Raw genomic sequence first — 25,311 nt, 5'->3', positions numbered from 1 at the left:
TGATCTCTTGGGGCTGTCAGTCGGCTGCGGCCAGGCAGAACAGGTGCCCCTCGGGGTCGGCGAGCACCACCCACTCGTCGCCGCCCGGCTGGAACTCGGGCCGGGTTGCGCCGAGCGCGACGAGCTCTTTGACCGTTCGTTCGACGTCGGTGACCTTGAAGTCGAGATGGGCCTGCTTCGCCGGGCTGGGCCAGCTCGGCGGCTGGTAGCCCTCGACACGTTGGAAACCGAGCTGGATCGGCCCGCCGTCGCCCAGACAGACGCAGTCCGCGTCGCTGTAGGTCACTTCCCAACCGGTCAGCGGTCGGTAGAACTCGGCGAGCGGGCCAGGAGTGGCGCAGTCGATGATGACGGTGGCGAGCTGGGCCAACGGGGACATGGTGTCGACTCCTTCGTCTCAGGTGTGTCGCCACAGAGCCTGCCTCGCTGCACCCGGTCCGTCTTGAAGATTCTTGCGGGAGTGTCAGACCCTCCGCCTACCCTGGTCCGGTGCTCTCGTTTGTCGACCTCATCACCCGGCCGGAGTTCGCTGTCACGGCGGCGACCTGCCGCAATGACCACACGAACTGGTCGGCGGTGGAGTCGCACCGGCACGTGCAGGTCGTGCTCGTGCGACAGGGACGGTTCCGCAGACGGGTCCGAGGCGTCGACACGGATGTCGACCCGACCGTCGGCTACGTCGGTATGCCCAGTGAGGAGGAGCACTTCGCCCATCCCGCCGGCGGCGACGTGTGCACCTCGATCAGCCTCACCCCAGCCCTGTGGCGCACCCTGGCCGGCGACACCCCCTGGCTCACCACGTCGACCGTGTACGTCGACGCACGGCTCGACCTCGCCCACCGGCGGCTGCTGGCCACCACCCGGACCCCGGACGTCGACTATGCCGGCGCGGAACGGTTGACCGGCCTGATCCGCCACATCGTTGACCAGGTCATCGAGGCGCCGGCCCCGGCCGACGCAGCTGCCAGCCCCGGCGACCGGGCGCTCGTCGCCGCGGCACGTGACCTGATCCGCGACGCCCATTCGTCCGCGACCGGACTGCTTCCGCTCGCCGCGCACCTCGACGTGTCGCCGTATCGGCTGAGCCGGGCGTTCACCCGGCAACTCGGTGTCTCACTGACGCGATACCGCAACCGGGTTCGCGTCACCCGCGCACTCGACCGGCTGGAGGTCGGCGAAAACCGCCTCGGCGCACTCGCCGCCGACCTCGGCTTCGCCGACCAGGCACACCTCACTCGCACCGTGCGCGACCACCTCGGACACACACCCACTGCGCTGCGCCGACTTCTTGCCCAGGGCCTGCCTGACACATGACCAGGACGGTGTGGCTGACGGCGACCACAGGTGTCAGCGGTACGTGCGGACGTGCGCTGCCGCGCGCATCACGCTCGCCACCCGAGGGTCCGCGAAGTTTGCGGCACCATCGGGTCTGTGTGTGCGAGTTTCTACCGGCATCGGCCCGTCCGTGGCGATCACCGCTTCACCAGGTTCAGGATCAGCGTCGCGACATCCTCCGGAGCCTCCTCGGCCATGAAGTGGCCCGCCTGGGTGGTGAAGTGCTGAAGGTCGCCGGCCCATGGCCGCCAGATCGCGGTGGCGTCGAACCCCAACTGCCGGCCCCAGTCCTGCTGGACGACAGTCACCGGCATGGTGAGCCTGTTGCCCGCGTCGAGGTCGGCCTGGTCATGCTCGATGTCGACCGTCGCGGTTGCGCGATAGTCCGCGACGATCGAGGGAACCGCGTCCCGGCATGCACGAAGGTACTCCGCGCGTACGTCCGTCGGGATCGCGTCGGAGCTCATGGACCAGATATCGAGGAAGTGGCCGAAGAACGCGTCGGCGCTGCCGGCGATCATCTGCTCGGGCAGACCGGGCGGCTGGGCCATCAGATACAGGTGGAAGGCCACCGCCGCGCTGGCCCCGTGGAGGACGTTCCAGGTGTCCAGAGTGGGAACGATGTCCAGGAGTCCCAGGTGGCTGATCCGATTCGGGTGATCCAGGCCGGCCCGGAAAGCAACATGCGCGCCGCGGTCGTGCCCGACCAGCGCGAACCGGTCGAACGCGAGTGCGTCGGCCAGGCCGACGATGTCCGCGGCCATCGTCCGCTTCGAGTAGGTGTCCTCAGCGACCGCTTCCGGCTTGCTGCTGGCGCCGTAGCCGCGAAGATCTGGGCAGACCACGGTGTGGCGCTCGGCCAGGACGGGAGCGACATGCCGCCACATCAGGTGGGTCTGGGGAAAGCCGTGGAGCAGCACGAGGGCCGGTCCTGCTCCACCGACCGCCGCGTTCAGTTCAACGCCGTCGGCCACACCGATCGACCTGGTCTCGAACCCCTCAATGGTGATGTCCATCGTGATCGTCTCCTTCTCCCGTACTCGTGAGCTGCTGCCGCTACCCGCGAAGGCATGAGCGAGAGGAGGATCGGAGAGCTGGGTTAGCAGTGGATCAGCAGCGGCAGCCCGAAACCGTCGACAATGAGGACATGGAGATCCTCGTCAAGGTGCTCGGGCCGATCGAGGTCACGGATACCGAGGGCCGCCCGGTAGCGGTTGGCAGCCAGCGCCGCCGCGAGCTTCTGGGGCGGCTGGTCGCTGCCGGCGGCCGGGCCCTCCCGCTTCAGGTGCTCGTCGACGATCTCTGGGAGGACCCCCCGCCCACAGCGGCCGGGACGGTCCGCACCTTCGTCGCCGAGCTGCGACGCGCCCTTGAACCTGATCGACTTCCGCGAACCCGGTCGCACGCCATCGAGACCGTCGGTACCGGATACGCCCTGCGGATTCCACGGGCACACGTCGACGCCCACCGCTTCGAGGACACCCTTCGAGCCGTGCGCGACCAACCCAGCGGCCAGGTTGCCGGTGTGCTGAGCGAAGCCCTCTCGTGGTGGCAGGGTGAACCGTACGCAGACCTCGACGCCTCGCCCTGGCTGATGGCAGAGCGCGCCCGGATGACAGAACTTCATCGTCAAGCCGTCGAGCTGCGCGCCCGGGCGGTGCTCGACCTCGGACGTGGCGCGTCTCTCGTCCCGGAGCTGGAGGTGCTGGCAACGGCACACCCATGGCGGGAGCATGCCGGGGTCCTGCTCTCCCATGCTCTCTACCAAGGCGGCCGCCAGGTCGATGCGCTGGCCTCGCTGCGTGACGCGCGAGCCAGGCTGCTGGATCAGTTCGGGCTGGAATCGGTGGACAGCCTCGACCATCTCGAACGTGACATCCTCCGGCGCGCTCCGCACCTCACACCCACGCCCCGGGACGAGGACCGGCTGCGCCTGCTCACGCGCACAGAAGCGACGGGGACCTACACCCGGCTGCGCTCGATGAGCACCGTCGCCAAGGCCGCCGCAGTCACCGGCGGCACCAACCTGGTACTTGCCCAAGAGCAACGCGCCGCGGCAGCCGCGGAAGCGGAACGGACCGGAGACCCCGGCCTGACCGCCCGCGTGATCGCGGCCTACGACGTCCCCACCATCTGGACGCGCGCCGACGATCCCGGACAGTGCGAGGCGCTCGTCGCGACCACCCGACGCACTCTGCACCGCCTTGGACCAGGGGCTCCACCCGCGCTTCGCGCACGTCTGCTCGCCACCATCGGGCTCGAGCATCGCGGGACCCGCGACCGCTGGGCCGCCGAGGCGGCGACCGAAGCCGAACAAATCGCCCGCGACCTGCACGATCCCAACGTGCTGGTCCTCGCGCTCAACGCCAGATTCGTGCAGTCCTTCCAGCACCCCGGGCGCACCAGCGAACGCGACGTGATCGCCGACGAGCTCATCGATCTCTCCACGCGACACGATCTCCCGATGTTCGAGATCCTCGGCCACCTGATCAAGATCCAGGTTTACGCGGCGCGTGGCGACACTGAGACCGCTCAGCGCCACGTCGTAGCGGCCGAACGACTCGCCACCATCCACGAGGCCCCGCTCGTTCACATTCTCACCGCCGCTTTCCGGAGCATGCAGCTGGCAGAACGATCGAACGACCCCGCCGAAGTCGCTCACGCCTATCGCACCGTAGCCACCGACCTCGCCGGCGCCGGCATGCCCGGGGTGGAAGCCGGCATCTTCCCGCTCGCGCTCCTCTCACTCCGCATGCGCCACCAACGTCCCGCGCCAACCGACCCCGACCTCGACTGGGGCCCCTACCGTCCCTGGGCCCAGCCCCTCCTCCACCTTGCCGGCGGCAACCTCGAAGCGGCCCGCCACGCGGCCGCCACCCTGCCCACACCCCCCGCTGACCACCTGTACGACTCGCTCTGGGCCGTCAACGCACACACAGCGATCGTGCTCCAAAACGAATCACTGGCCACACAAGCGCGTGACGCCCTCTCCACCCTGCGCGGCGAGATCGCGGGCGGAACAACCGCCGTGATCACCTTCGGCGCCGTCAACGACATCCTGGCCACCCTCGATCAGTACCTCAATCGGCGATGACAACGGCTGACACAATGAGGTGGATCGCTTCTGGTCGCCGTGTCCGGGGCGGCAGTTGAGCGTTCGGTGCGGCATGGGGACGTCGCCGTGAATCGTGGCGGATGAACTGTGGGACTGCCTGGAGCCGCTCCCGCCGCAGCGTGAGCGCAGGTTCCGCTGTCCCGGCCGCAAGCCGTTGCCGGACCGGGAAGTATGGTGCGGGATCCTCACGGCTGGACCGGTCTCGCTGCGTGGTCGACTCCTCCCACGTCAGAGCGCTAAAAGGGGGCAGCACACCGGCCCGTCGCCGGTCGACCGAGGCCGGGCCGGCTCGAAACACCACCTGATCACCGACGGGCACGGCACGCCGCTCGCGGTCCTGCTGACCGACGGCAACCGCAACGACGTCACTCGGTCGCTGCCGCTGCTGGACGCGATCCCGCCGGTCCGCGGCCGGACCGGCCGTCCCCGCCGCAAGCCGGACTCGCTGTTTGCCGACCACGGCTACGACCACGACATCCAGGGCCTGTCCGGCGGATCATGCCGCAGACGCGGGGGATGGCACGCCCTCCCCCACTCTCGGCTGCGCTCGAGCGGGGGGACCCCCATCGCGTCGACGCCCTCCTCCGTCTTGCAGGTGGACGCACCATTCCCCGCTCACCTGCGTTGATCAGGCGTCGCTGCTTTCCTGCGACCTGATCCGCCGGACAGGCCCTACCGCGACCAGGTCCGCGCCCGCGGCATCGTGCCGTCGCAAGTGCCATTGTCCTGGCAAGAATGCGACATCAACCGCGGGGCGCGAGGGTGCTGTCGTAGTTCTGCCAGCCGACCGGGGACACCGCCTGCTGAGCTGTTCGCCAACGCACTGCCCATCACAGGACGGAGCTCATGTCCCCCACCACTACCAACCCAGTCGACGGCGCAGCTCTGCCGACCCCATCGCCGCTGATCGGCTGGCTGGCCGTGGTCTCGGTGATGCTGGGAATCTTCGCCATTGTCACCACTGAGATCCTGCCTATCGGCCTGCTGACCTCGATCGGCTCCAGTTTCACCATCTCAGATGGTGTGGCCGGGCTGATGATGACCATGCCGGGTTTTCTCGCGGCGGTCTCTGCTCCTCTGGTCACTGTGGCCACGGCACACATCGACCGTCGCCTGATGCTATGCGTCTTCATGCTCCTGCTGGCCCTGGCGAATTTCCTTGCCGCTGCGGCACCCGACTACTGGCTCGTGCTGGTCTCCAGGGTCATGGTGGGGATCACGATCGGCGGGTTCTGGTCGATAGGCGCTGGGCTGGCCGAACGGTTGGTGCCGCCGACCTCGGTCAGCAGGGCTACCGCCGTGATCTTCTCCGCTGTCCCGTTGGGATCCGTCCTCGGAGTACCGACCGGCACCCTCCTCGGGGATCTCGCCGGGTGGCGTATCGCATTCGCGGTCATGGGTGCGCTGACGGTCGGGGTGCTGATCATGCTGCTCCTGGTCGCGCCCCCGTTACCTCCCGTCCAGGCCACCCAACTGAGCGATCTCAGGGGCATGTTGCACAGCAGCAACACCCGCTTCGCGCTCCTGCTGACGTTCCTGATCGTGCTCGCCCACTTCGGGACCTACACCTATGTGACGCCGTTCCTGGAACGGGTCACCCATGCCGGCGACGGCCTGATCACCACGTTCCTGTTGATCTACGGCGCTGCCGGTATCCTCGGCAACTTTCTCGGGGGTGCCCGGGTGGCACAGTATCCGCGGACTGTCTTCGGACTTGCGGCCGGACTCATTGCAGCGGCGACTCTTCTGCTTCCCATGGTGGGCCGCTGGGAGGCTGGTGCTGTTGCCCTGCTGATCGTGTGGGGCGTCGGCTACGGCGCAGTGCCGGTCGCATCGCAGACCTGGTTTTCCAAGGCGGCGCCGTCTGTCCCCGAAGCGGCATCGGTGCTGTTCACGGCTTCCTTCCAAGCCACGATCTCCATCGGCGCGCTTCTAGGGGGGATGGTCCTGGACCGCACCTCCCCATCCGCGGTCATGGTGCTCGGCGGCTGCACTGCGGTGTTCATGGTCCTGACAGCGGGAGCCCACTTCGCCAGGCGTCTCACCTGGCCAGGAAGCGCAGAGGCGCCCGAGTAGTTCGGCGAGCACCATCTCATCCGGCACAACCACGCCGCCGTCCTCCTGCCGAGCCGAAACCTCGATTCACTGCGGGTGCCAACGTCGAGGTCGCCAAGGACTGACGGGTGAGTGTGCGCTCGGTGCAGCGCTGGCGCCGGGCCTGGCACGACGTCGGCATCGAGGGGCTGCGGTCTGCCGGGCCCGTGTCGCGGCCCAAGTTGTCAATCCCCTCGAATCGTGGAGACCTTCGTGCGCGGCCAGGTACCGGCGGGCCAGCTCGGCGAGAGCATCGTCGCCCTCCCACCGGAAGCGGCCGGTGGAGGGCAGCCAGTCGTCGAGCAGCACATGCGTGGCCTCACCGGCGCGCTGCGGACCATGGCAGAGGATGCCGGTGAGCGCCGCGTGGCGGATCAGGTAGAACGGCGCCTGCCCGTCCGGCGGAATACCGAGGGTGGTAAGGCGCTCGGTCAGCTCGGCCCGGGCGGTGATGTCCCGGCCGCGTACCCGGATGCCCAGGTCGGCGGCCGTGGCGTCCTGGGCCTGGATGGCGAAGACCCGTCGGACGACCGTCACGGCAGAGGCCTGGCATGCTCCGCCGGCCAGGGCCTGAGCGTGGGCCCGCAGCCGGCGGATGCTCTCGTGGTCAGGCATCGGGCTGTGCCTCTCGGCCAGCGCGGTCAGGAGACGGCTTTGTCGAGGACACGGGCGAGTTCGGCGGGCGCGGACAGCATCGGCCAGTGCCCGGTGGGCAGGTCGAAGCGCCGCCACGGCGGCTGGTTCAGGTAGGCCAGCATCGGCACCCCGGCTTCCAGCAGCCCCGTGAAGTCACGGCACGCGATCAGGACACGGTCCACACCGGGGCCGGGCTCGGCCGGGCCGGCGAGACGCTGGGTGAAAGTGCCGAACGGCTGAGGGGTGGCACGCGTGCGCAGAGCGTTCCGCCGGCCCTCATCGAGCCCGTCGAGGCTGCTGGACAAGCCCAGGACCTCAAAGGGCGGCATCGGTAGCCGCCACCCGTCGCCGGAAGCGTCGACCTGCTGGCGCAGCTGGTCCGCTGCCTGCGGTGGCATGAGGTCGAGCATGCACATGCCTGTGGCGAACGGAGCGCTGTCCACGTAGATCACGCGCTCCAGGCGGTTGCCGAGACGTCCGGCTGCCCCGGTTACCGGGGCAGCCGCGTAGCTGTGGGCGACCAGCGTGACGTCGCGCCGACCGTTCCGCTCAATGAAGCCGGTGATGTCCGCGATGTGCGTGTTCAGGTCTGTCCGGGGTCCGGCCTGGTCGGCGTGTTCGGCCAGGCCGGTCAGGGTCAGCGGCAGCGCCGTGTGGCCGCGCTCCTGCAGAGCGCGGGCGGTGTCTTCCCAGGCCCACGCTCCGAGCCAGGCGCCGGGAACGAGTACGAAGGTGGCCATGTGATCTCCCTGAAGTGAGGTGCTGCGGGGAGCGTAAAGTCGATACAGGACAGAATCCGCCCTGAAATGCCGAGTGATCCATGTCGCATCCCCTGACCCGTGTGCTGACCCTGCTGGAACTCCTCCAGTCCAACGCCCGGCTCACCGGTGTGGAGCTGGCCGACCGGCTGGACACCGACGTGCGCACGGTGCGCCGGTACACCGCGCACCTGCGGGAGCTGGGCATCCCCGTGGAGGCCGAACGCGGCCGCTACGGCGGCTACCGGCTGGCCCGCGGTTACCGGATGCCCCCTCTGGTCCTCACCAACGACGAGGCTCTCGCCGTCGTCCTTGGCCTGCTCGCGGCAGAGCGTCTGGGCATGGGCACCGCGGCACCGGCCAGTGCCGGTGCCCTGGCCAAGATCGAGCGGGTGCTTCCGCACGCCCTGCGCGAACCGCTCGCCGCCATGCGGGAGACCCTGTCGTTCACCGCCAACGCCGTGATCGGTCAGGCACCCGGAACCGGAGTCCTGCTGGCACTGGCCCAGGCCTCCCGCGCCCACACGACCGTCGCCATCAGCCACCAGTCCTGGTGCCAGGAACACACCGAACGCGACATCGACCCCTACGGCGTGGTCTTCCACACCGGCCGCTGGTACGTCGTCGGCCACGACCACCTCCGCGGCAGCCTGCGCACCTTCCGTATCGACCGCATCGCCTCCGTCGCCCCCCGAGCCCACAGCTTCACCGCACCCGACGGCTTCGACCCCGTCGCCCATCTGACCTCGACCCTCGCCCAGGGGCCCTACCGCTGGCAGGTCGAGGTGACGATCCAGGGCCCCCTCGATGAGATCGCCCGCCGACTGCCTCGCTCAGCGGTGACCCTCACCGCCCAGCCCACCGGCGTTCTCATGCACGCACGGGCAGAACGGCTGGACGGCATGGCCCACATGCTCGCCTCCCTGGAATGGCCCTTCACCATCCACCATCCCGACGAACTACGGCAGGCGCTCAAGAATCTGGCCGCCCAGCTCACCGCAGCCGCCCAGCGGAAACCGGAAGAACTACCGCAGTAAATACCGGATTTACTGCGGCAGACCCAGATGGGCGGGCGGGCATGGCGATCGAACCAGTGACCGAACTCGGGTCGGGGGCGCGCTACGTGTCCCGCGCGCCCGGGTAGTGCCCCTGTCCGCTCCTCCGGCCACGTACACCGCGGCGGTCGAGCGGTACCTCACCGGCGCCGGGATCGCGAAGTCCTCTGCGCGGATCTACCGGATCTCGCTGACGACGTGGGGATGGATGTTCGCCGGCGAGGCGGCGCCGACCGGTCCGGCCCGCCGGGGCGCCAAGCCGCCCGTCTTCCCCGTCACAGCGATCGACGACCCGGTGCTGCCGGAGGCCCTGGCCGAGCTGGCGGCGGCGCGGGCGGACGAGATGGACGCCGACACCATCGCCGCCCTGTGGCGCCTTGACGTCGGGATCCGCGAGAAGACGCAGTGGAAGATGCTCTACGAGTCCGCCGCACGGGCCGATGAGGTGCTGTGCCTGAACGTCGAAGACCTGTACCCGCAGGACAAGCGCGGGAAGATCACCGCCAAGGGCGGGGCGACGGAGTGGATTCACTGGCAGTCCGGCACCGCCCAGCTCCTGCCCCGGCTCATCGCCCGCCGTACCCGCGGCCCGCTGTTCCTCACCGACCGCAAGGCCACCTGTAGCTTCTGCTGCCCTCTTGTGTTCGATTCATTCGACTCCTAATGTCGGCGTCGCTCCCCCAAGTTCGCTCTGATCTGCGGCGTTGTACCGCGGAAGCGCTTCGACAACCGTGTGTCGACCGGGCCCGCCGACTACCCGCACGTCCCCGTCGCGCCCTCCCCGATGGTCCACCCAAGCCTGGAGATCTCATGCACTTGTCACGTCGTGGCGTTCTGATCCTCGGCGCCGTGGGCGCGGCCGTCGCCGGAGGCATCCCCGCGGGCGCGGCCCGGGCCGCCGGGACGGCCGACGCAGCGGACGCCTCCGCGCGCACCGAGCGCCTGTATCTCTCCGGAGAGGACGCCGACCACCCGGTCGACTGGGACTTCCTGTGCACCAGCGGGCGGCGCAGCGGCGGTTGGGGCAGCATCCCGGTTCCGTCCAACTGGGAGTTCCAGGGATACGGCACCTACAACTACGGGTGGAATCTGGTCCCGGACGAGAAAGGCCACTACCGGCACACCTTCACGCCCCCCGCCCACTGGCGTGACAGACGCGTCTTCCTCGTCTTCGAAGGGTCCATGACCGACACCGAGGCGTGGATCAACGGCGGGTCGGCCGGGCCCGTCCACCGCGGCGGGTTCTACCGGTTCCGTCACGAGGTGACCGGAAAGCTGCGTCCGGGGCAGGACAACCTCCTGGAGGTGACCGTCAGCAAGGAATCCACCGACGATTCCGTCAACCGGGCCGAACGCCTTGGGGACTACTGGAACTTCGGCGGCATCTACCGTCCCGTCCACCTCGAGGCGTTCCCGCTCCAGCACATCGAACGCATCGCCGTCGACGCCCGCGCCGACGGCACACTGCGGATCGACGCCCACCTGTCCGGTACCGGTACCGCCGACCGTCTCGTCGCGCAGGTCACCGACCTCTCCGGGCGCCCGGTCGGCGCCCCGTTCACCGCGGCCGTCGCTCCCGGCGACACGACGGTGACCCTCAGGACCGCTGTCGACTCCCCCCGGCAGTGGACGGCGGAGACCCCGCACCTCTACCGCGTCGAGGTCGCGCTCCGCGTCGGCGACGACCGCACCGTCCACCGCGTCGACGAGAGGTTCGGCTTCCGCACCGTCGAGGTGCGCCCCGGCGACGGCGTGTACGTCAACGGCGTCAAGATCCTCCTCAAAGGAGCCAACCGGCACACCATCTGGCCCACGTCAGGCCGGGCGACCAGCGCCCGCATCAGCCGCACGGACATCCTCCTGATGCGGGAGATGAACATGAACGCGGTCCGGATGTCCCACTACCCGCCGGACACGCACTTCCTCGACCTCGCCGACGAACTCGGGCTGTACGTGCTCGACGAACTCGCCGGCTGGCAGAAGTCCTACGACGAAGCGGCAGGCAGGCCCCTCGTCGCCGAGATGGTCACCCGTGACGTCAACCACCCGTCGATCCTGTTCTGGGACAACGGAAACGAAGGCGGCTGGAACACCGCCCTCGACGGCGACTACGCCCGCCACGACCCCCAGCAGCGCACCGTCCTCCACCCCTGGGCGAACTTCGGCGGCATCAACACCGACCACTACGAGACGTACGACAGCACGCGCCGCATCCTCCAGGAACGCGGCGACGTCTTCATGCCCACCGAGTTCCTCCACGGCCTCTACGACGGCGGCGCCGGCGCGGGCCTCGACGACTACTGGAAGCTGATGGGCCGTGAACGGCTGTCCGCCGGAGGCTTCCTGTGGTCACTGATCGACGAGGGCATCGTGCGGGACGACCTCGGCGGTACCGTCGATGTGGCGGGCAACGCCGCACCCGACGGCATCCTCGGCCCCTTCCGCGAGAAGGAGGCCAGCTTCTACACGATCAAGGACATCTGGTCTCCCGTACAACTCGCCGAGCCCGAGCGGTTCGCCTCCGGCCTGCCGGACGACTTCGACGGGCGGATCGGCCTCGCCAACCACTACGCCTTCACCAACACCCGTACCTGTCGTTTCACTTGGCGGCTCCTGGACTTCCGCACCCCGTCGCAGCGGCGGAACGGCCACACCGTGCGCGCCCAGGGCACCGCCTCCGCGCCGGACATCGAGCCCGGTGCACAAGGAGTGCTGCGCCTGCCCCTGCCGTCCGGTTGGCGACGCGCCGACGCCCTGGCGCTCACCGTCACCGATGCCGACGGCCGTGAGATCCACCGCTGGACATGGACCATCGCGTCAGCCGCCGACCAGGCCCGGCGGCTGGTACGGACGGGCCCCGGACCAGCCGTACGCGGCTCCCTCACCGACAACACGCTCACCCTCGCATCCCGCCACACCACGGTCACGCTCGACGCCACGACGGGCCTGCTGGCCGGCGTCACCCACCGGGGGAGGGACTTCGCGCTGTCCCGCGGCCCGCTGCCCACCACCGGAACGGCCGACCTCACCCGCCTGACGCACGGGCCCGACGGCAACGGTTACACGGTGCAGGCCGAGTACTCCGGCGTCCTGCGCCACGTCCGCTGGCGTCTGCACCCCAGCGGCTGGCTGCAGTTGGACTACCGCTACCACCTCACCGGCGAGCACGATCTCTTCGGCGTCGGCTTCGACCACCCCGAATCGGGGGTGACCGGCGTGACCTGGCTCGGCCACGGACCCCACAGGGTGTGGAAGAACCGGCTGCGCGGTGTCGCGACGGACATCTGGACGAAGCAGTACAACGACACCGCGACGGGTGCCGACGGCTGGGTGTACCCGGAGTTCAAGGGCTACCACGCGGGCGTCCGCTGGGCGTCCCTGCACACCGCCGCCGGACGACTCACCGTGGTCGGCGAGGACGACAACCTCTACGTGCGCCTCTTCACCCCCCGGTTCGGACCCGACCCACGCCACACCGCGCCGCCCTTCCCGCAGGGCGACCTCTCCTTCCTCGACGCCATCCCGGCGATCGGCACCAAGTTCGATCCACCGGCCTCGCTCGGCCCCAGCGGCGGCCCCGCCACGGCGACGGGCGACTATGGTCGAACCCTGTACTTCTCGTTCTCCGACTAGCGCGTCCACCCGCTCGCCGACGCCGCACCATGCGGCCGGCCCCCTGCCGAGCGGCACTTCCCACAGGTGCACGACCTCACCTTCCCGAGGCGTGCGCGAAGCGCGGTCCCGGGCTCAGTTGGCGCGCAGGCGTGCCAGCGTCGCCTCGAGGTCGGCCTTGCGGGGCCGGTTGTACGGGAGCTTGGCGAGCATGGCGGCCATGCCGCAGGTGTTGGTCACGGCGGAGAAGACCAGCCCCCCGGCGATGCCGGCGGACAGCAGCCGGAAGGCTGGGTGGACGAACTCGCCCAGCGCCAGGCCCAGCAGGACGACCGAGCCGGCGGTGAGGCGGACCTGTCGTTCCATGCCCCAGGTCGCCTTCGTGCTTCCCTCGGGCCGGTGCAGGTCATGGCCCTGGGCGGCCCAGGCTCCGGTGCCGCCGACGAGCGTGGCGGTGTGGATGCCTTCGTCCGCGAGGATTCGGCACGCGTTCTCGGAGCGGGCGCCGGAGGCGCAGACGACGAGAACCTCGCCGCGCTGGGCGGCTGTGCGGATGTCCGGCAGTGCCCGGTCGAGCTGGTCCAGAGGGATGTTCAGAGCGCCGGGTACGTGGCCGCCGGCGTACTCGCCGGGGGTGCGGACGTCGATGACGGTGAGTTCCTGCAGGCGACTGCGGGCCTGGCCGGGGTCGAGGGCGGTGGAGGCGGTCATGGCGAATGTCATCCTTGTGAGTCGAGGGTGCCCCGGGTACGGGAGCGCTTGTTCCCGTGGGGTGTCTGTGAGGAGCGGTCGTGGAACTTGATCTGGCGGGTGCGGAGCTGCGGTCGGTGCTGAACCGGCTGCGTCGGGCGCAGGGTCAGATATCCGGAGTGATCCGGATGATCGAGGAGGGTCGCGACTGCGAGGAGGTCGTCACCCAGCTCGCCGCCGCATCCCGCGCGCTTGACCGGGCCGGATTCGCCGTCATCGCCACCGGTCTCCAGCGGTGCCTCGCGGACGGCAGTGGTGACGGGTCCGGTGAGGACCGTGAACAGATGCGTGCCCGGCTGGAGAAGCTCTTCCTCTCGCTGGCCTGACGCTTTCCCGTCCACCCGTCCGAGCTACGGACATGGTCATGCGATCGCGTCCATGAGCATGAAGGCCGCGACGGCGAGCAGCACGTAGGCGAAGAGGCGCTGAAGGGTATGTCCCTTGATCTTCTTCGACAGGCGTTTGCCGTCCCAGGCGCCCAGGATGGCCGCCGCGGTGAACGGTGCGATGACCGTCCAGTCCAGGTGCATCCCCGTGCCGGCCCGGGCGCCGAGCGCGGCCAGGGAATTGATCGTGATGACCAGGAGGCTGCTGCCGACGGCCCGGCGCATGGGCAGACTCAGCACGCTCACCAGGGCCGGGACGGCGAGGAAGCCGCCGCCCACGCCCAGGAATCCGGTCACCGCGCCGAGGCCGGCCCCGGCGGCGCCTGCCTTGCCAGCGTTGACCGTGCCGGACGGCTCAGTGGGGGCGGGCCGGAGCATGCGCAGCGCGGCGAGTGCCGCGATGACGGCGAAAGCGACGGTGAGCATCCTCTGGGGCAGGTGGCCGGCGGCGGCCCCGGCAAGCATCGCGGGCACAATGCCGGCCGCGGCGAACAGTAGCCCGGCAGACCAGGCCACATTGCCGTCCCGGGCATGCCCGACGAGCGCCGTGACCGAGGTGAGGGTGACGATGATCAGGCTGGCCGTCGTCGCTTGGGCCGGGGTGAAGTGGAGCAGGTAGATCAGGGCGGGCACGGCGAGGACGCTGCCGCCTCCGCCGAGTCCGCCCAGGGCCAGTCCGATGACGGCGCCGGCGACGAGCGCGAGGATCAGGGCCGTCATGCTATCGAGCCGTTGTCTCCGCGTTCGTCGACGACCGGGTGACCGGCCAAGGCCCACGCCTGCATGCCGCCCTTGACGTCCACAGCCTCGGCGCCGCGCGCGGCCAGCAGCTCGGCGGCCTGCTGAGAGCGGTTCCCGCTGCGACAGATCACCACCAGCGGCCGTCCCTGGGCGGCGACGGGCAGTGTCCCGCCCGCCGCCAGGCGGGACAACGGCGCGTGGAGGGCACCGGGAGCGTGACCGGCGTCCCACTCACCCTGTTCGCGCACGTCCAGCAGCACGGCCGGGGCATCGGTGCCGTGGGTGCGTCGGCGGGCGTCGTCCACGGTGACGCGGTCCCCGCCGTATCGGAAGAGAGACATCACAATCCTCTCAAGGGGTTCGAAGGGGGTAGGGCAGGCCGTCAGCCGGTGCCGACGGTCAGTCCGGCGTCGGCGGCGGCGTCGAATCCGTCGTCAACGGCCACCACGTCCCGTCCGGCGGCGTCCAGCAGCGAGGCGGCGATACCGGCCCGCATCCCGCCTGCGCAATGCACCCAGACGGTGCCGGGCGGCACCTCGCCCAGCCGCTTGTGCAGCTGGTGGACGGGGATGTGCACGGAGCCCTCGATGTGGCCGCCTGCGCGCTCGGCGTCGCGCCGTACGTCCAGGACGACGATGCCGTCGGTGCCGTGCTCGGCCAGGCCGGCGAACGTGGACCGGGGGAAGGAGGCCAGGGAGCCGCCCTCGGCCACCCACCCCTCGGGCGTGCCGGTCGCGGCGGCGGCGGGCCGGTCGATGCCGACCCGGACGAGTTCGCGCTGGGCGGCGGCCAGTTGCTCGGGGGACTCGGCGAGCAGGGTCACCGGCTTGCCCCACGGGATCATCCAGGCCAGGTAGGTGGCGATCTTGCCGTCGGCCTCGAAGTTGAACGAACCGGCGACATGGCCCTCGGCGAACGCGATACGGCTACGCAGGTCGACCACCCACTCGCCGGCCGCGAGGCGGCCGGCGATCTCCTCGGCGTCCGCAACAGCTGGGGGAGTCAGGTCCACCGGAGCCGGGCCGCCGGCGTTGGCCGGACCCATGTGCGCGTAGTAGGCGGGCACGTCGTCGAGGTCGGCCAGCAGCCGGGTGACGAAGGAGTCCACGTCCTGGGTCAGCGCCGCGTTGACGCTCTTCTCCTTGCCGATGGTGGTGGCGTCCCCCTCGGCCTGCGTCGAGGAGCAGAAGCTGCCGAAGCCGTGGGTGGGCAGCACGGACGTCTCGTCGGGCAGTTCGTCCGCCAGCCGGTGCGCGGAGGCGTGCTGAGCACGGGCCAGCTCCTCGGTCAGTCGCGGCTCGACCAGGTCCGGTCGGCCCACCGTGCCGATCAGCAGCGAACCACCGGTGAACGCGGCCGCCGGCACACCGTTCTCCTGCAGCACGTACGAGGTGTGGTGCGGGGTGTGACCCGGGGTGGCCACGGCTCGCAGGTCCAGGCCGGAGTCGACGGTGACCGTGTCGCCGTCGGCCACCGGCACCCGGGCGAACGACACGCGCGCGCCGGCCGGCACCAGATAGGCGGCGCCCGTCACACGCGCCAGCTCCAGCCCGCCGGTGACGTAGTCGTTGTGGATGTGGGTCTCCACCACGTGCGAGATCCGCACCCCGCGCCGGGCGGCCGCAGCCAGAACCTGGTCGAAGTCGCGCGGCGGGTCCACGGCCACAGCCGCCTGCTTGCCGCCGGCCAGGTAGTGGCGGTTGCCGAGACCGTCGAGCTCGATGGTGTCGATGAAGAACACGGAGTTGTCCCTTCCCACGTGAATTACCCCCGGGGGTATGTGTATCACCGTAACACGAGTACCCCGGGGGGTATTTCTGGGCACCCCGGTGTCACTTCTGTCGCCTGTCGTTACACCTGGCGTTACACCTGGCGTGAGCCGGGCCGGGTGGGGTGGCGGGCTCCCCGGATGTGGTGCGTGCCCCGCCCGTTGGTCTAGACAACAAACAACCCCCGGGTCCATGACCTGGGGGTTCGTGTTGGAGCGGGTGGCGAGAATCGAACTCGCGCTCTCAGTTGGGCTGCCGCGCGCGGAGATCAGATGCTGAGGTGACGTTGCGGACGCGTGCGCAAACTCCCGGTAAGGTCCTGCCTGGGATCTTCGGGGCGTCCCAGCCGAGAGCCGTAGAACGCCGGACGGCGCTCGCGGCGGTGGCTCGGGTGTGGCGAGCGGCGAGTCGGCGGGGCCCCACGCCTGCCGCGCGAGCATGTCGTCGGTGACCGCGGCACCGAGCCCAGCGGCCAGGTCCTGGTGGGTGGTTGCGAAACGGGCGGCGCTGTCGAACACCTCGCGCAGTACGGGCAGATCGCGTACCACCGGCGGAACTCCCGCGGCGGGCGCCTCCATCGCGGCGAGTCGACGCCCTCCTTGACGGAGGGGAAGGCGAAAGCACGTCCCAGCCTGCACTCTCGCCTTCGAGATGGGATGCGACCCGAGGACCGGTGTCCGCGCCGCGCTTGCTCAGTCGCCCTCGTTGACACGGCGCAGGAAGGCGCGTGTGCGTTCGTGGGCGGGGTCGGTCATGAGCTTCTCAGGGGGGCCTTCCTCCAGAACGGCCCCTTGGTCGAACATCACCAGCCGGTCCGCGGCCGAGCGGGCGAAACCCATCTCATGCGTGACGACGATCATCGTCATGCCGTCGTCGACGAGTTCATTCATCACGGCGATGACCTCGCCGACCATCTCGGGATCGAGGGCGCTCGTGGGTTCGTCGAAGAGCATCAACTCCGGCTTCATGGCGAGGGCGCGGGCGATGGCGACGCGCTGCTGCTGGCCGCCGGACAGGGCCGACGGCCGCGACGACGCCTTGTGCCCGAGGCCCACCCTCGCCAGGAGCTCCTGTGCCTGCTCCCTGGCCTCGGCCTTCGGCATGCCGAGGACCTTCGCCGGCGCGACGGCCACGTTGTCGAGCGCGGTCAGATGGGGAAAGAGGTTGAAGCGCTGGAAGACGAAACCGATGTTGCGGCGGCGCTCGGCCACCACCTTCGGCCGCTCCTCCACCGGCCGTTTCCCCACCGACCGATCGGAACCGGACGCCAGCGGCCGGTAGCCGACAGGACGGCCGTGGATGAGGATCTCGCCCTCGTCGATGCGTTCGAGGTGGTTGAGGCATCGGAGGAATGTGGTCTTGCCGGAGCCGGACGGCCCCATCATGACCACGACCTCGCGGGCCCGCACGTCCATGGAGATACCGTTCAGCACCCGGACGTCGCCGAAGCGCTTGACCACCCCGCGTGCCGACATCACCGCCGATGCGTCAGCCGGCCCGGCGGGCGCCCCGGCCCCGTGACCCTCTTGTTCCCCGTCCTGCCTCGTGATCGGTTCCATGTCAGTGGGCCTCCTTGCCTACGAGCGTGGCGTCCTCGCGGCCGGTGGTGCGGCCGAGGCCGCCACCGGTGAGCCGCTCGCGCAGCGAGGGTGCGGCGATCACCTGTCCGGGATCCGCGAGTCTGCGCTCGATGAACCGCTGGACGAACGACCACACCGTCGTCAGCGCGAGGTAGTAGCAGGCGACGACGAGGAAGATCTCGAAGGTCTTGAAGGTCGCCGAGTTGATCGACTGCGCGGTCAGGAACATCTCCTGCAGGCCGATGACCGACAGCAGGGAGGTCGACTTCATCATCAGGTTGAACTCGTTGCCCAGCGGCGGAACGATGATCCGGATCGCCTGCGGCAGCAGCACGACCCGCATGGTCATCGCGGGGGTCATGCCCAGCGCCTGCGCCGCCTCCGCCTGCCCGGGATCGATGGCGCCGAGGGCCGCGCGGAAGATCTCGGCCATATAGGCGGCCTCGTTCAGGGCGAGCGTCAGCGTGGCCGCCTGTACGACGCCGAGGAGCACGAGCCCGCCGACCTGGACGTCGGCGAAGCGGTAGACGCCCGCCGCGGCGAGGCCGTTGTAGACGAGGACGAGCTGGACCAGCAGAGGCGTGCCGCGGATCAGCCAGACATAGGCCCCGCCGCCCCAGCGCAGCGGGGCGAAACGGCTGCGCTGGGCCAGGGCGACGCCGAACCCGAGGAGCACGCCGAGCAGTTGGGCGATGACCGAGATGTAGACGGTGCGCCAGAGTCCGTCGAGGAACATTTCGGACGGCGAGAACAGGTAGTGCCAGAAGAACGGCCAGTCGAAGCCGGACGACTGCCCTGCGTCGGCGAGCACGGTTGCGTGGGTCACGTGGTCTTCTCTCTGCGTGCCTGCCCGGGAATCAGTTGGCGATGTCGTCGCCGGTCAGGTTCCACTTCTTGAGGATCGTGTCGTACGCGCCGTTCTTGCGTACCGCGGCCAGCGCCTGGGTGAGCGCGTCGTGCAGGGCCTTGTCGTCCTTGCGGGTCGCGGCGCCCACCTTGATGCGGTTGAACGGTTCGCCGACGAGCTTGAAGATGTCCGGCTGCTGCTTCAGCACATACGCGGCGGTCTCCAGCGTCGTGCCGTAGGCGTCCACCAGTCCGATGCGCAGTTGCTGGAGGGCGTCGCTGTCCTTGGTGAACTGCCGGATGTCGATCTTCGGCTTCCCGGCCGCCGTGCACTTCTCGGACTGGTCGGTGAGGTACTGGACGATGGTGGTGCCCGTCTGCCCGGCCGCCTTCTTGCCGCACAGGTCGTCCGCGCTCTTGATGGCGTCGGCGTTCTTCGCGGCCACGACGAGGGTGTTGGAGGCGTACATGTACGGGACGAAGTCGACGACCTTCTCCCGCTCCGGCTTGATGTAGAGCTGGGTGATGATCGCGTCGCACTGCTTGGCCTGCAGCGCCGGGATGATCCCGTTGAAGCTGGTGTTGGCCCAGTTCGCCCGGACCCCGAGCTCGGCGGCCAGCGCGTCCCCGAGTTCGATCTCGGCGCCCACCGGCTTCTGCGCGACGTCGTAGTACGTCAGCGGCGGCGCGCTGATGTCCGCACAGTAGGTGATCTGACCGTCCTTCACGAGCGCTCCCGCGGGCACCTTGACCGACGCCGCCTTCGGGGCGGCGTCGGTGCCGCCGGAACTGCCGGCACATCCAGTGAGGGCAATGGCTGCGGCGGTGGCACCGCTCAGTACGGACACCGATCGACGGGAGAAGGAGAGCGACCAGGCCATTTCCGAACCCCTTTGAGAGTTCGCGCTGTTGCGCGGCGATTTAGTCAGTGTCATAGTCGATAACGCTGACTATGGCAGGGAAGCTAGGCCCGTCGCTCTCGGACTGTCAAGAAGCCCGATGTAACACGGCAGTTAAAGAGGCCGCACCGCAGGCGGCCGTCGGCGCACTCGGAAAGGGAACGATGTCCGCACTCACCGAACGTCCGCTCGCCGCGAGGGGCGGGGAATGGGCCGTCGCGACGCCCCACGCCGCGGCGAGCGACGTGGCCGCCGAGGTACTGCGCAGTGGCGGCAACGCGGTCGACGCGGCGCTCGCCGCCGCCGCCATGCTGACGGTGGTGTATCCCAACCAGTGCTCTGTCGGCGGCGATCTGCTGGCACTGGTGGGTACCCGGGACGGCGACGTCCGCTTCGTCAACGCCAGCGGCCGGTCCCCCCGCGCGGTCGACGTGGCGTCGCTGACGGCGGCGCACGACATGATGCCGGTCCTCGGCGCCCTGCCGGTGACGGTTCCCGGCACGGTCGCCGGATGGAGCGCCCTGGCCGAGAACTGGGGCGCCCGTCCGCTCGCCTCCGCCCTCGCGCCCGCCGAGGCCGCCGCCCGTGAAGGGGTGCCCGTGGCCCCCGGACTGGCCCACGATCTCGTACGGGAGAGTGACAACCTGGCGCGGGATCCCGGTATGCGCGGCGTGTTCTTCGCAGACGGCGAGGTCCTCGCGGCCGGACAGACGCTGCGCCAGCCCCACCTCGCCCGTTCCCTGGCCCTGATCGCCTCGGAAGGCCCCGCGGCGATGTACGGCGGAGAGGTGGGCGCGAGCCTGGTGAAGCTGCTCGCAGCAGGGGGATCCGCAATGACGGAGGAGGATTTCGCCGCGCACACCGTGGAGCTCTCGCCGGCGCTCGCCGCGGAGTACGACGGTGTCGAGTACCTGTCGGCCGGTGCGAACTCGCAGGGCCTCTACTTCCTCCAGGGCCTCAAGGCGCTCGACGTGGCCCGCACCGTCCGCGGGCCGCTCGACCCGCTGGGCCGCGACGCCGGCGTGGTCGCCTCCGTCCTCGCCTGGACCGCCGGTGACCGTGACCGCCACTGCGCCGACCCGGAGTGGAGCAGCGCCCCCGTCGACCACCTGCTGTCCGACGCGTACGCGCGGCACATCGCCGAGCACGCCATGGCCGACACGGCGGTCGACCTGCTCGCACAGCGCAAGGCGACCGGTGACACCGTCGCGGTGGTGGTGGCCGACGCGGACGGCACCTGGGTCTCCCTGATCCAGAGCGTCTTCCACAGCTTCGGCGCCGCGCTGCTCGACCCCGGCACCGGGATCGTCCTGCACAACCGGGGCGCCTCGTTCTCCCTCGACCCCGCCTCGCCCAACCATCTGGCCGGCGGGAAGCGGCCGCTGCACACGCTCATGCCGGTCCTGGTCCGCGAAGGGGGCGAACTCGTCGGCGCGCACGGCGCCATGGGTGGACGCGCGCAACCCCAGGTGCACACCCACATGGCCCTGCACCTGGCCGCCGGCTCCTCTCCCGAACACGCCGTGTCGGTGCCACGCTGGGTCCTTGGCGCCATGGAGGCGGGAGTGACGACCGGCGCGGGCGTCGTCAGCACCGAGCGGGACGTCCCTGCCGCCGGCGTCCACGCGATCGAGGGGGCGGGCTTCACCGTCCGCTCGCTCGGCGCGAACGACGACGGGGTGGGCCACGGCCAGTTGGTCCGGCGAGTTGCCGGGGACGGCCGACCGCACCTGGCGGCGGCCACCGATCCGCGCGCGGACGGTTCGGCGGTGGCCGGCTGACGCCATGACCGGGTGCGCGATCATGGGAGCGATCGACGTGGGGAAGGAAGCATGACCGACAGCAGTGCCAGGACGACCAAGAGGGCGAGCCGAAGCCGGCTGCCGCGAGGCACCCTGAGCCAGGAGCTGATCGTCCAGGCGGCGTTCCGGGTCGCGGACTCCTCCGGTATGGAGAAGCTGACGTTCCTGGCCCTCGGCCGTGAGCTGTCCGCCCATCCGACGGCGATCTACCGGCACTTCCGCAACAAGGACGAACTTCTGCTTGCACTCATCGACGCCCTGCACGAGGAGGCCCTGGCCAACACCCCACCGCCCACGGACGACTGGGCCCACGACCTCATGCAGATCGCGATCCACACCCACGAGGCGTTTCTCCGCCATCCCCGGGTCGGGGCCCTGGCCGCCGCGCGCACCGCCCGGCGGGAGAACGAGTTCCGGTCCGTGGAGCGCAAACTGGACTGCATGCGCCGTGCCGGTCTCGACGACACCGAAGCCGCCCGCTACTACCGGGTCTTCGCCGACCTGGTGCTGGCCTACAGCGCCATGGACGCGAGCCTGGCCACGCTGTCCCCGGAGCTCCGGGACGCCGATCTGCACGCCTGGAAGACCGACTACCTCACGCTGCCGCCCGACAAGTACCCCAACATCGCGCGGGTCGCACCACGGTTCGTGGGCCTGGACGACCCCCAGAACTTCGTGACGGCCGTCCAAGCGGTCATCGACACGGTCCGGGCGAAGTCGGAGCACGAGGCCCGCCGCACCTGAGCCGCGGCGCGCGGGGTCCTTACGGCGCGGACACGCGCACGATGCCGACGGTGTGCGCCCGCACCGTGCGCTCGGTGATGTCGAGGCGGCGGGCGAACCACTGGTTCCGTTCGCCGGTGGCGAGCAGGAGCAGGACCTCCCACTCCCGGTCGGTCAGAGGGCGGGCGGATGCGCCGCGGGGAAGGAGTCCGGGTGAACGCTGGTCATCTGCCGCCTCAGCTCGCGCAACTTGGCGATGGCGGCATCGCGCTCCACTTCGGCTCGTCGTACACGACGGTCATGAGCGGTGCGCGACAACCCCGACCAGACGATGACCGTCGACCCCTGCCGGTGCCGACCGGAGAAGTCCTCAGCCCGACGAAGGCGACGAAATGCGCCCCCATCGAAGAGATGGGGGCGCATTGGTCGGCTTCGCCTACTTGAGCGCTGTACCGCCCGAGTTGTGATAAGCGATCGCCTTGCGGATCAGGTTTCCGCCGTCGGACTCGACCGTGGTCTGTTCCTGCTGCCCTGGACCGAAGAACAGGCCGGCGACATGGGCGTTCGCCACCTGGTCCATGTGCCCGAAGAACCAGTCCACCTTGTCGTCCTTGAAATGGTTGAGGGTGTTGTTCTGCGCCATGTTGCCCACGGGGATCTGCCACAGGACCACCGGCTTGCCCACGGACTCGGCCATCGTCTTGTAGAACTTCAGCGCGGCGGCGGCCTTCTGGTCGGTCCAGAAGCTGTCACGGCTGCCGTGGGCCGGCTGTGCGTACCAGCCTGCGTCGCGGTCCGACACGTCGGTGGCCAGGAAGTCGGCGTTCTGCGCCCCGAGGCTCGCGTAGTCCTTGACGCAAGCCTGTGTGTTGGTCTCCCAGTCGAAGCAGGAAAGGTGCATCCCCACGGCGGTGTTCGGCGCGTACTTGTGCGCCATCGAGATCAGGCACTGGGCGAGTCCGGCGGCGCTGTTCTCCTGCGATCCGCAATCCGTCGGATTCGCGCCCGAGACCTGTGCGGGAACCTGGTGCGGATTGCCGAGCGACCGGACGTAGCCCCAGAAGTCGGGCTCAAGGTCGATCGCGTCGTGCGACTTGCCGATCTTCTGGAGGAAGAAACGGTAGTCGTTCAGGTACCGGGTGAGCAGGTCAAGCCGGTTGATGGCCTTGACCTCGCCCGGACCGTCGCCCTGGCCTGCCGCATCCCCGAGGTCGCGCAGCGAGTACCAGGTCCAGAGCATCTTCTGCGGGCGCGGGCTGCCCTTGTACGTCGCCTGGGCCGCCACGCTGTCCCGCCAGGTCACGTACGTGCCGGGCGCCGTGGTGCTGCCGTTCCAGCAGCCCCACCAGCCCGACCAGTCGTCGTGGCAGCGCGAGGCCGTGTAGTAGTCCGACGAGGGCGCGGGCTGGCTGTGCACATAGGCGTACCGCACGTCGAACGGCGCGGCGGCCGCCGAGGCGTCGGACATCGAGCCGCCGATGAGCACCGTGCCACTGCCCATGAAGCGTTTCGTCGAGCTGCCGCCACCGGCCGCGGGCGACGAAGGCGAAGACGAAGACGACGGTCGCGTGTCGCTCGGAGTCGGGCTTGCGGGAACGCCGCCGCCCGGCGCGGTGGGTGTACCGGAGCTGCCGACACTCCCGGCCGGGACGAGTTGCCACTGCTGATCGGCGCCGCCCCGGTCGCGGTTCTGGACGACGCCGCCCCCGTTGGCCTTGGCGGCGTTGCGGACACCGACAGCCATGCCACTGAAGCGATTGACCAATCGCACGTAGCCGTTCGACGACTTGGCCAGTTTGAACTGCTGGTTGGTGCTGTTCAGGTCTTTCCACTGCACGATGGCGGAGCCGGCGGTCTTCGACCAGCCGAGGTCGTCCAGCACCTTGCCGGAGTTCCGGTTCTTCAGCCGGTAGTACCCGTCACCCGCGTCGATGAACTGCCACTGCTGGTTGGCCCCGCCGTGGCGCGGCCACTGCACCACCGCCGCACCGTCGTTCTTGGCGAAGGCGCGGTCGTCCAGCACCTTGCCGCTGTTGCGGTTGACCAGCACGTACCATTTCTTCAGATCCAGGGTTTTTTGCTGCGCCGAAGCCTGGCTGACCACGACAGCCGAGCCGGCAACGACCACCATGGCGAGACCCCCCCAGAGACCCCGTCGCGCGAGCAACCGACGGCCACGATGCTTCGGGCGGCCACCGCGCGCGCCGCCGTCGGCACGGTGGCCGCCGACGCCGGACGCCACCGATGACGTGGGTGGGCCGGGGACATGTCTGTGCTCTCGTTCCAGGGACACGCCTGTGCTCTCTCTCAGCCGTTGCATCTGACCGGACCACTTGGCCGGACAACACTGAGTGGTCCCAGAGGCCGAAAAGGTTGCCGCGAAGAGCCACATAATTTTGGTCCTGCAAGCGAGCGCCGGCCGGAAGGGCGCCATTGCAAGCGGCGGCCCGACCTGGAGGCGATCCTGCGCGCGGCGCCCCCCGGGACCGCGGTCTACTGCTGCGGCCCGGAGGCGATGCTCGACGCGGTCGAGGCACTGATGCCCACCGCCTGCCCGCAGGGCAGGCTCCATGTGGAGCGGTTCACGGCGGGCACTCGCGCCGGTGCGGCCCTCAGCGCACCGTTCGAGGCCGAACTGCGGAGGTCGGGCCGGGTGGTGCGGGTGCCGGCCGACCAAAGCCTGCTGTCGGCGCTGCAGGACATCGATCCGAGCCTGGACTTCTCCTGCGAGAACGGGGTGTGCGGCAGCTGCGAGACCCGTGTGCTCGGCGGCGTCCCGGACCACCGCGACCACGTGCTGCGGCCCGACGAACGCGACCGTCACGACGTCATCTACCCATGCGTCTCTCGCGTGCGCGGCTCCCGGATCGTCCTCGACGTCTGAGCGACGGCATGCCGGCAAGAGCGCCACCCCGCTCTCGGCGTGAACTGCGGCTTTGCGTACGTAGGTCACACCGAACCCCCGCCCCGGACCGCGCCGCTGTCGACCGTGTCTGCCCGTTCTTACGGGCTCGCTGTGGGCACGGACGCCACCAGCAGCCGTGCCATACGCGCACGCGACGCTTGCGCCCTGCGGACCCCATCGTCTCTCGGGCTGGTCCGGAGGGTCGTCGCCACTGCGAGGTTGCGGTGCTCGCCCTCGGCCGAGGACGCCCTCCGCGCCCGGACCGAGGGCGTGCGATGGGCCTCGGTGCGGCCGGGGAATTCCGC

23 protein-coding genes and 1 pseudogene are annotated in these 25,311 nt (G+C 69.7%); 11 read left to right on the top strand and 13 right to left on the bottom strand.

Going from position 1 to position 25,311, the window contains the following annotated elements; genetic code table 11:
- Positions 1-16: 16 nt before the first annotated feature.
- A complete protein-coding gene (locus tag ACIBTS_RS23440; RefSeq protein ID WP_392654070.1) occupies positions 17-379 on the bottom strand; it encodes a VOC family protein in 363 nt (120 codons plus the stop codon).
- 110 nt (positions 380-489) lie between these two features.
- On the opposite strand from ACIBTS_RS23440, the gene ACIBTS_RS23435 reads away from it, so the two are divergent.
- Positions 490-1,314 carry a helix-turn-helix domain-containing protein gene (locus ACIBTS_RS23435; RefSeq protein WP_399321844.1) on the top strand — a complete coding sequence of 275 codons (825 nt, stop codon included), beginning with the start codon at positions 490-492 and terminating at the stop codon, positions 1,312-1,314.
- A 158-nt stretch (positions 1,315-1,472) separates the two neighbouring features.
- Here ACIBTS_RS23435 and ACIBTS_RS23430 read toward each other — a convergent pair whose 3' ends face one another.
- Positions 1,473-2,351 (bottom strand): alpha/beta fold hydrolase, encoded by an 879-nt coding sequence (locus ACIBTS_RS23430; protein ID WP_399321842.1) that lies wholly within the window; start codon positions 2,349-2,351, stop codon positions 1,473-1,475.
- A gap of 131 nt (positions 2,352-2,482) precedes the next feature.
- Here ACIBTS_RS23430 and ACIBTS_RS23425 point away from each other — a divergent pair, with 131 nt between their 5' ends.
- From ACIBTS_RS23425 to ACIBTS_RS23415, 3 genes and pseudogenes are all read left to right on the top strand, one after another.
- A complete protein-coding gene (locus ACIBTS_RS23425; RefSeq protein WP_399321840.1) occupies positions 2,483-4,429 on the top strand; it encodes a BTAD domain-containing putative transcriptional regulator in 1,947 nt (648 codons plus the stop codon).
- A 113-nt stretch (positions 4,430-4,542) separates the two neighbouring features.
- Positions 4,543-4,928, top strand: a pseudogene (locus ACIBTS_RS23420) (transposase); the annotation flags it as partial.
- 368 nt (positions 4,929-5,296) lie between these two features.
- Positions 5,297-6,526, top strand: coding sequence for an MFS transporter (locus ACIBTS_RS23415; RefSeq protein WP_399321838.1), 1,230 nt, complete (start codon positions 5,297-5,299; stop codon positions 6,524-6,526).
- A gap of 66 nt (positions 6,527-6,592) precedes the next feature.
- Here ACIBTS_RS23415 and ACIBTS_RS23410 read toward each other — a convergent pair whose 3' ends face one another.
- Together ACIBTS_RS23410 and ACIBTS_RS23405 are read right to left on the bottom strand one after the other, a co-directional pair.
- Entirely contained in the window at positions 6,593-7,159 is a 567-nt protein-coding gene (locus tag ACIBTS_RS23410; RefSeq protein WP_399321836.1) for a hypothetical protein, read from the bottom strand.
- 26 nt (positions 7,160-7,185) lie between these two features.
- Positions 7,186-7,920, bottom strand: coding sequence for an alpha/beta fold hydrolase (locus tag ACIBTS_RS23405; RefSeq protein ID WP_399321835.1), 735 nt, complete (start codon positions 7,918-7,920; stop codon positions 7,186-7,188).
- An 80-nt stretch (positions 7,921-8,000) separates the two neighbouring features.
- On the opposite strand from ACIBTS_RS23405, the gene ACIBTS_RS23400 reads away from it, so the two are divergent.
- The 3 genes from ACIBTS_RS23400 to ACIBTS_RS23390 all read left to right on the top strand — a co-directional run bounded on the left by ACIBTS_RS23400 (position 8,001) and on the right by ACIBTS_RS23390 (position 12,626).
- The gene (locus ACIBTS_RS23400; protein WP_399321833.1) at positions 8,001-8,975 is read left to right on the top strand and encodes a helix-turn-helix transcriptional regulator; all 975 of its coding nucleotides are present in this window, start codon (positions 8,001-8,003) and stop codon (positions 8,973-8,975) included.
- Positions 8,976-9,081: 106 nt separating this feature from the next.
- Positions 9,082-9,657: a hypothetical protein gene (locus ACIBTS_RS23395; protein WP_399321831.1), complete on the top strand. Its 576-nt coding sequence runs from the start codon at positions 9,082-9,084 to the stop codon at positions 9,655-9,657.
- 146 nt (positions 9,658-9,803) lie between these two features.
- Positions 9,804-12,626 carry a glycoside hydrolase family 2 TIM barrel-domain containing protein gene (locus ACIBTS_RS23390; RefSeq protein ID WP_399321830.1) on the top strand — a complete coding sequence of 941 codons (2,823 nt, stop codon included), beginning with the start codon at positions 9,804-9,806 and terminating at the stop codon, positions 12,624-12,626.
- A 114-nt stretch (positions 12,627-12,740) separates the two neighbouring features.
- On the opposite strand, the gene ACIBTS_RS23385 is transcribed toward ACIBTS_RS23390, so the two are convergent.
- Positions 12,741-13,316: a rhodanese-like domain-containing protein gene (locus tag ACIBTS_RS23385; protein ID WP_399321828.1), complete on the bottom strand. Its 576-nt coding sequence runs from the start codon at positions 13,314-13,316 to the stop codon at positions 12,741-12,743.
- A gap of 80 nt (positions 13,317-13,396) precedes the next feature.
- Between ACIBTS_RS23385 and ACIBTS_RS23380 the strand changes: the two genes are divergently transcribed.
- On the top strand, positions 13,397-13,681 hold the full coding sequence (locus ACIBTS_RS23380; RefSeq protein WP_399321826.1) for a metal-sensitive transcriptional regulator: 285 nt from the start codon (positions 13,397-13,399) through the stop codon (positions 13,679-13,681).
- 36 nt (positions 13,682-13,717) lie between these two features.
- Here ACIBTS_RS23380 and ACIBTS_RS23375 read toward each other — a convergent pair whose 3' ends face one another.
- The 6 genes from ACIBTS_RS23375 to ACIBTS_RS23350 all read right to left on the bottom strand — a co-directional run bounded on the left by ACIBTS_RS23375 (position 13,718) and on the right by ACIBTS_RS23350 (position 19,558).
- Complete coding sequence (locus ACIBTS_RS23375; protein WP_399321825.1) at positions 13,718-14,461, bottom strand: sulfite exporter TauE/SafE family protein; 744 nt, start codon at positions 14,459-14,461, stop codon at positions 13,718-13,720.
- The gene (locus tag ACIBTS_RS23370; RefSeq protein ID WP_399321823.1) at positions 14,458-14,823 is read right to left on the bottom strand and encodes a rhodanese-like domain-containing protein; all 366 of its coding nucleotides are present in this window, start codon (positions 14,821-14,823) and stop codon (positions 14,458-14,460) included. The genes ACIBTS_RS23375 and ACIBTS_RS23370 overlap by 4 nt, the downstream gene beginning before the upstream one ends.
- A 41-nt stretch (positions 14,824-14,864) precedes the next feature.
- The gene (locus ACIBTS_RS23365; RefSeq protein WP_399321821.1) at positions 14,865-16,223 is read right to left on the bottom strand and encodes a rhodanese-like domain-containing protein; all 1,359 of its coding nucleotides are present in this window, start codon (positions 16,221-16,223) and stop codon (positions 14,865-14,867) included.
- A 720-nt stretch (positions 16,224-16,943) separates the two neighbouring features.
- Positions 16,944-17,726: an amino acid ABC transporter ATP-binding protein gene (locus ACIBTS_RS23360; RefSeq protein WP_399321997.1), complete on the bottom strand. Its 783-nt coding sequence runs from the start codon at positions 17,724-17,726 to the stop codon at positions 16,944-16,946.
- Between the two features lie 85 nt (positions 17,727-17,811).
- Positions 17,812-18,657 carry an amino acid ABC transporter permease gene (locus ACIBTS_RS23355; protein ID WP_399321820.1) on the bottom strand — a complete coding sequence of 282 codons (846 nt, stop codon included), beginning with the start codon at positions 18,655-18,657 and terminating at the stop codon, positions 17,812-17,814.
- Between the two features lie 31 nt (positions 18,658-18,688).
- Positions 18,689-19,558 carry an ABC transporter substrate-binding protein gene (locus ACIBTS_RS23350; protein ID WP_399321818.1) on the bottom strand — a complete coding sequence of 290 codons (870 nt, stop codon included), beginning with the start codon at positions 19,556-19,558 and terminating at the stop codon, positions 18,689-18,691.
- 182 nt (positions 19,559-19,740) lie between these two features.
- On the opposite strand from ACIBTS_RS23350, the gene ACIBTS_RS23345 reads away from it, so the two are divergent.
- Complete coding sequence (locus tag ACIBTS_RS23345; protein WP_399321817.1) at positions 19,741-21,357, top strand: gamma-glutamyltransferase family protein; 1,617 nt, start codon at positions 19,741-19,743, stop codon at positions 21,355-21,357.
- 51 nt (positions 21,358-21,408) lie between these two features.
- Positions 21,409-22,122, top strand: a complete 714-nt coding sequence (locus ACIBTS_RS23340; protein ID WP_399321816.1) for a TetR/AcrR family transcriptional regulator — start codon at positions 21,409-21,411, stop codon at positions 22,120-22,122.
- Positions 22,123-22,141: 19 nt separating this feature from the next.
- Here ACIBTS_RS23340 and ACIBTS_RS23335 read toward each other — a convergent pair whose 3' ends face one another.
- Positions 22,142-22,249, bottom strand: a complete 108-nt coding sequence (locus ACIBTS_RS23335) for a LuxR C-terminal-related transcriptional regulator (RefSeq protein WP_399321996.1) — start codon at positions 22,247-22,249, stop codon at positions 22,142-22,144.
- A 288-nt stretch (positions 22,250-22,537) separates the two neighbouring features.
- On the bottom strand, positions 22,538-24,232 hold the full coding sequence (locus tag ACIBTS_RS23330) for an RICIN domain-containing protein (RefSeq protein ID WP_399321814.1): 1,695 nt from the start codon (positions 24,230-24,232) through the stop codon (positions 22,538-22,540).
- A gap of 384 nt (positions 24,233-24,616) precedes the next feature.
- Between ACIBTS_RS23330 and ACIBTS_RS23325 the strand changes: the two genes are divergently transcribed.
- Positions 24,617-24,985 carry a 2Fe-2S iron-sulfur cluster-binding protein gene (locus ACIBTS_RS23325; RefSeq protein ID WP_399321812.1) on the top strand — a complete coding sequence of 123 codons (369 nt, stop codon included), beginning with the start codon at positions 24,617-24,619 and terminating at the stop codon, positions 24,983-24,985.
- Positions 24,986-25,311: the final 326 nt, after the last annotated feature.

This window comes from Streptomyces sp. NPDC050121 (assembly GCF_044460385.1).
Lineage (GTDB): Bacteria > Actinomycetota > Actinomycetes > Streptomycetales > Streptomycetaceae > Streptomyces > Streptomyces soliscabiei.
This window is presented reverse-complemented; position numbering and strand designations above follow the sequence as displayed.

Coding starts and splice junctions, on each gene's coding strand:
- ACIBTS_RS23325 (WP_399321812.1), top strand. CDS start 24,617: ATGCTCGACGCGGTCGAGGCACTGATGCCCACCGCCTGCCCGCAGGGC.
- ACIBTS_RS23410 (WP_399321836.1), bottom strand. CDS start 7,159: ATGCCTGACCACGAGAGCATCCGCCGGCTGCGGGCCCACGCTCAGGCC.
- ACIBTS_RS23330 (WP_399321814.1), bottom strand. CDS start 24,232: ATGGTGGTCGTTGCCGGCTCGGCTGTCGTGGTCAGCCAGGCTTCGGCG.
- ACIBTS_RS23415 (WP_399321838.1), top strand. CDS start 5,297: ATGTCCCCCACCACTACCAACCCAGTCGACGGCGCAGCTCTGCCGACC.
- ACIBTS_RS23340 (WP_399321816.1), top strand. CDS start 21,409: ATGACCGACAGCAGTGCCAGGACGACCAAGAGGGCGAGCCGAAGCCGG.
- ACIBTS_RS23360 (WP_399321997.1), bottom strand. CDS start 17,726: ATGTCGGCACGCGGGGTGGTCAAGCGCTTCGGCGACGTCCGGGTGCTG.
- ACIBTS_RS23430 (WP_399321842.1), bottom strand. CDS start 2,351: ATGGACATCACCATTGAGGGGTTCGAGACCAGGTCGATCGGTGTGGCC.
- ACIBTS_RS23405 (WP_399321835.1), bottom strand. CDS start 7,920: ATGGCCACCTTCGTACTCGTTCCCGGCGCCTGGCTCGGAGCGTGGGCC.
- ACIBTS_RS23425 (WP_399321840.1), top strand. CDS start 2,483: ATGGAGATCCTCGTCAAGGTGCTCGGGCCGATCGAGGTCACGGATACC.
- ACIBTS_RS23350 (WP_399321818.1), bottom strand. CDS start 19,558: ATGGCCTGGTCGCTCTCCTTCTCCCGTCGATCGGTGTCCGTACTGAGC.
- ACIBTS_RS23400 (WP_399321833.1), top strand. CDS start 8,001: ATGTCGCATCCCCTGACCCGTGTGCTGACCCTGCTGGAACTCCTCCAG.
- ACIBTS_RS23385 (WP_399321828.1), bottom strand. CDS start 13,316: ATGACCGCCTCCACCGCCCTCGACCCCGGCCAGGCCCGCAGTCGCCTG.
- ACIBTS_RS23440 (WP_392654070.1), bottom strand. CDS start 379: ATGTCCCCGTTGGCCCAGCTCGCCACCGTCATCATCGACTGCGCCACT.
- ACIBTS_RS23390 (WP_399321830.1), top strand. CDS start 9,804: ATGCACTTGTCACGTCGTGGCGTTCTGATCCTCGGCGCCGTGGGCGCG.
- ACIBTS_RS23370 (WP_399321823.1), bottom strand. CDS start 14,823: ATGTCTCTCTTCCGATACGGCGGGGACCGCGTCACCGTGGACGACGCC.
- ACIBTS_RS23345 (WP_399321817.1), top strand. CDS start 19,741: ATGTCCGCACTCACCGAACGTCCGCTCGCCGCGAGGGGCGGGGAATGG.
- ACIBTS_RS23375 (WP_399321825.1), bottom strand. CDS start 14,461: ATGACGGCCCTGATCCTCGCGCTCGTCGCCGGCGCCGTCATCGGACTG.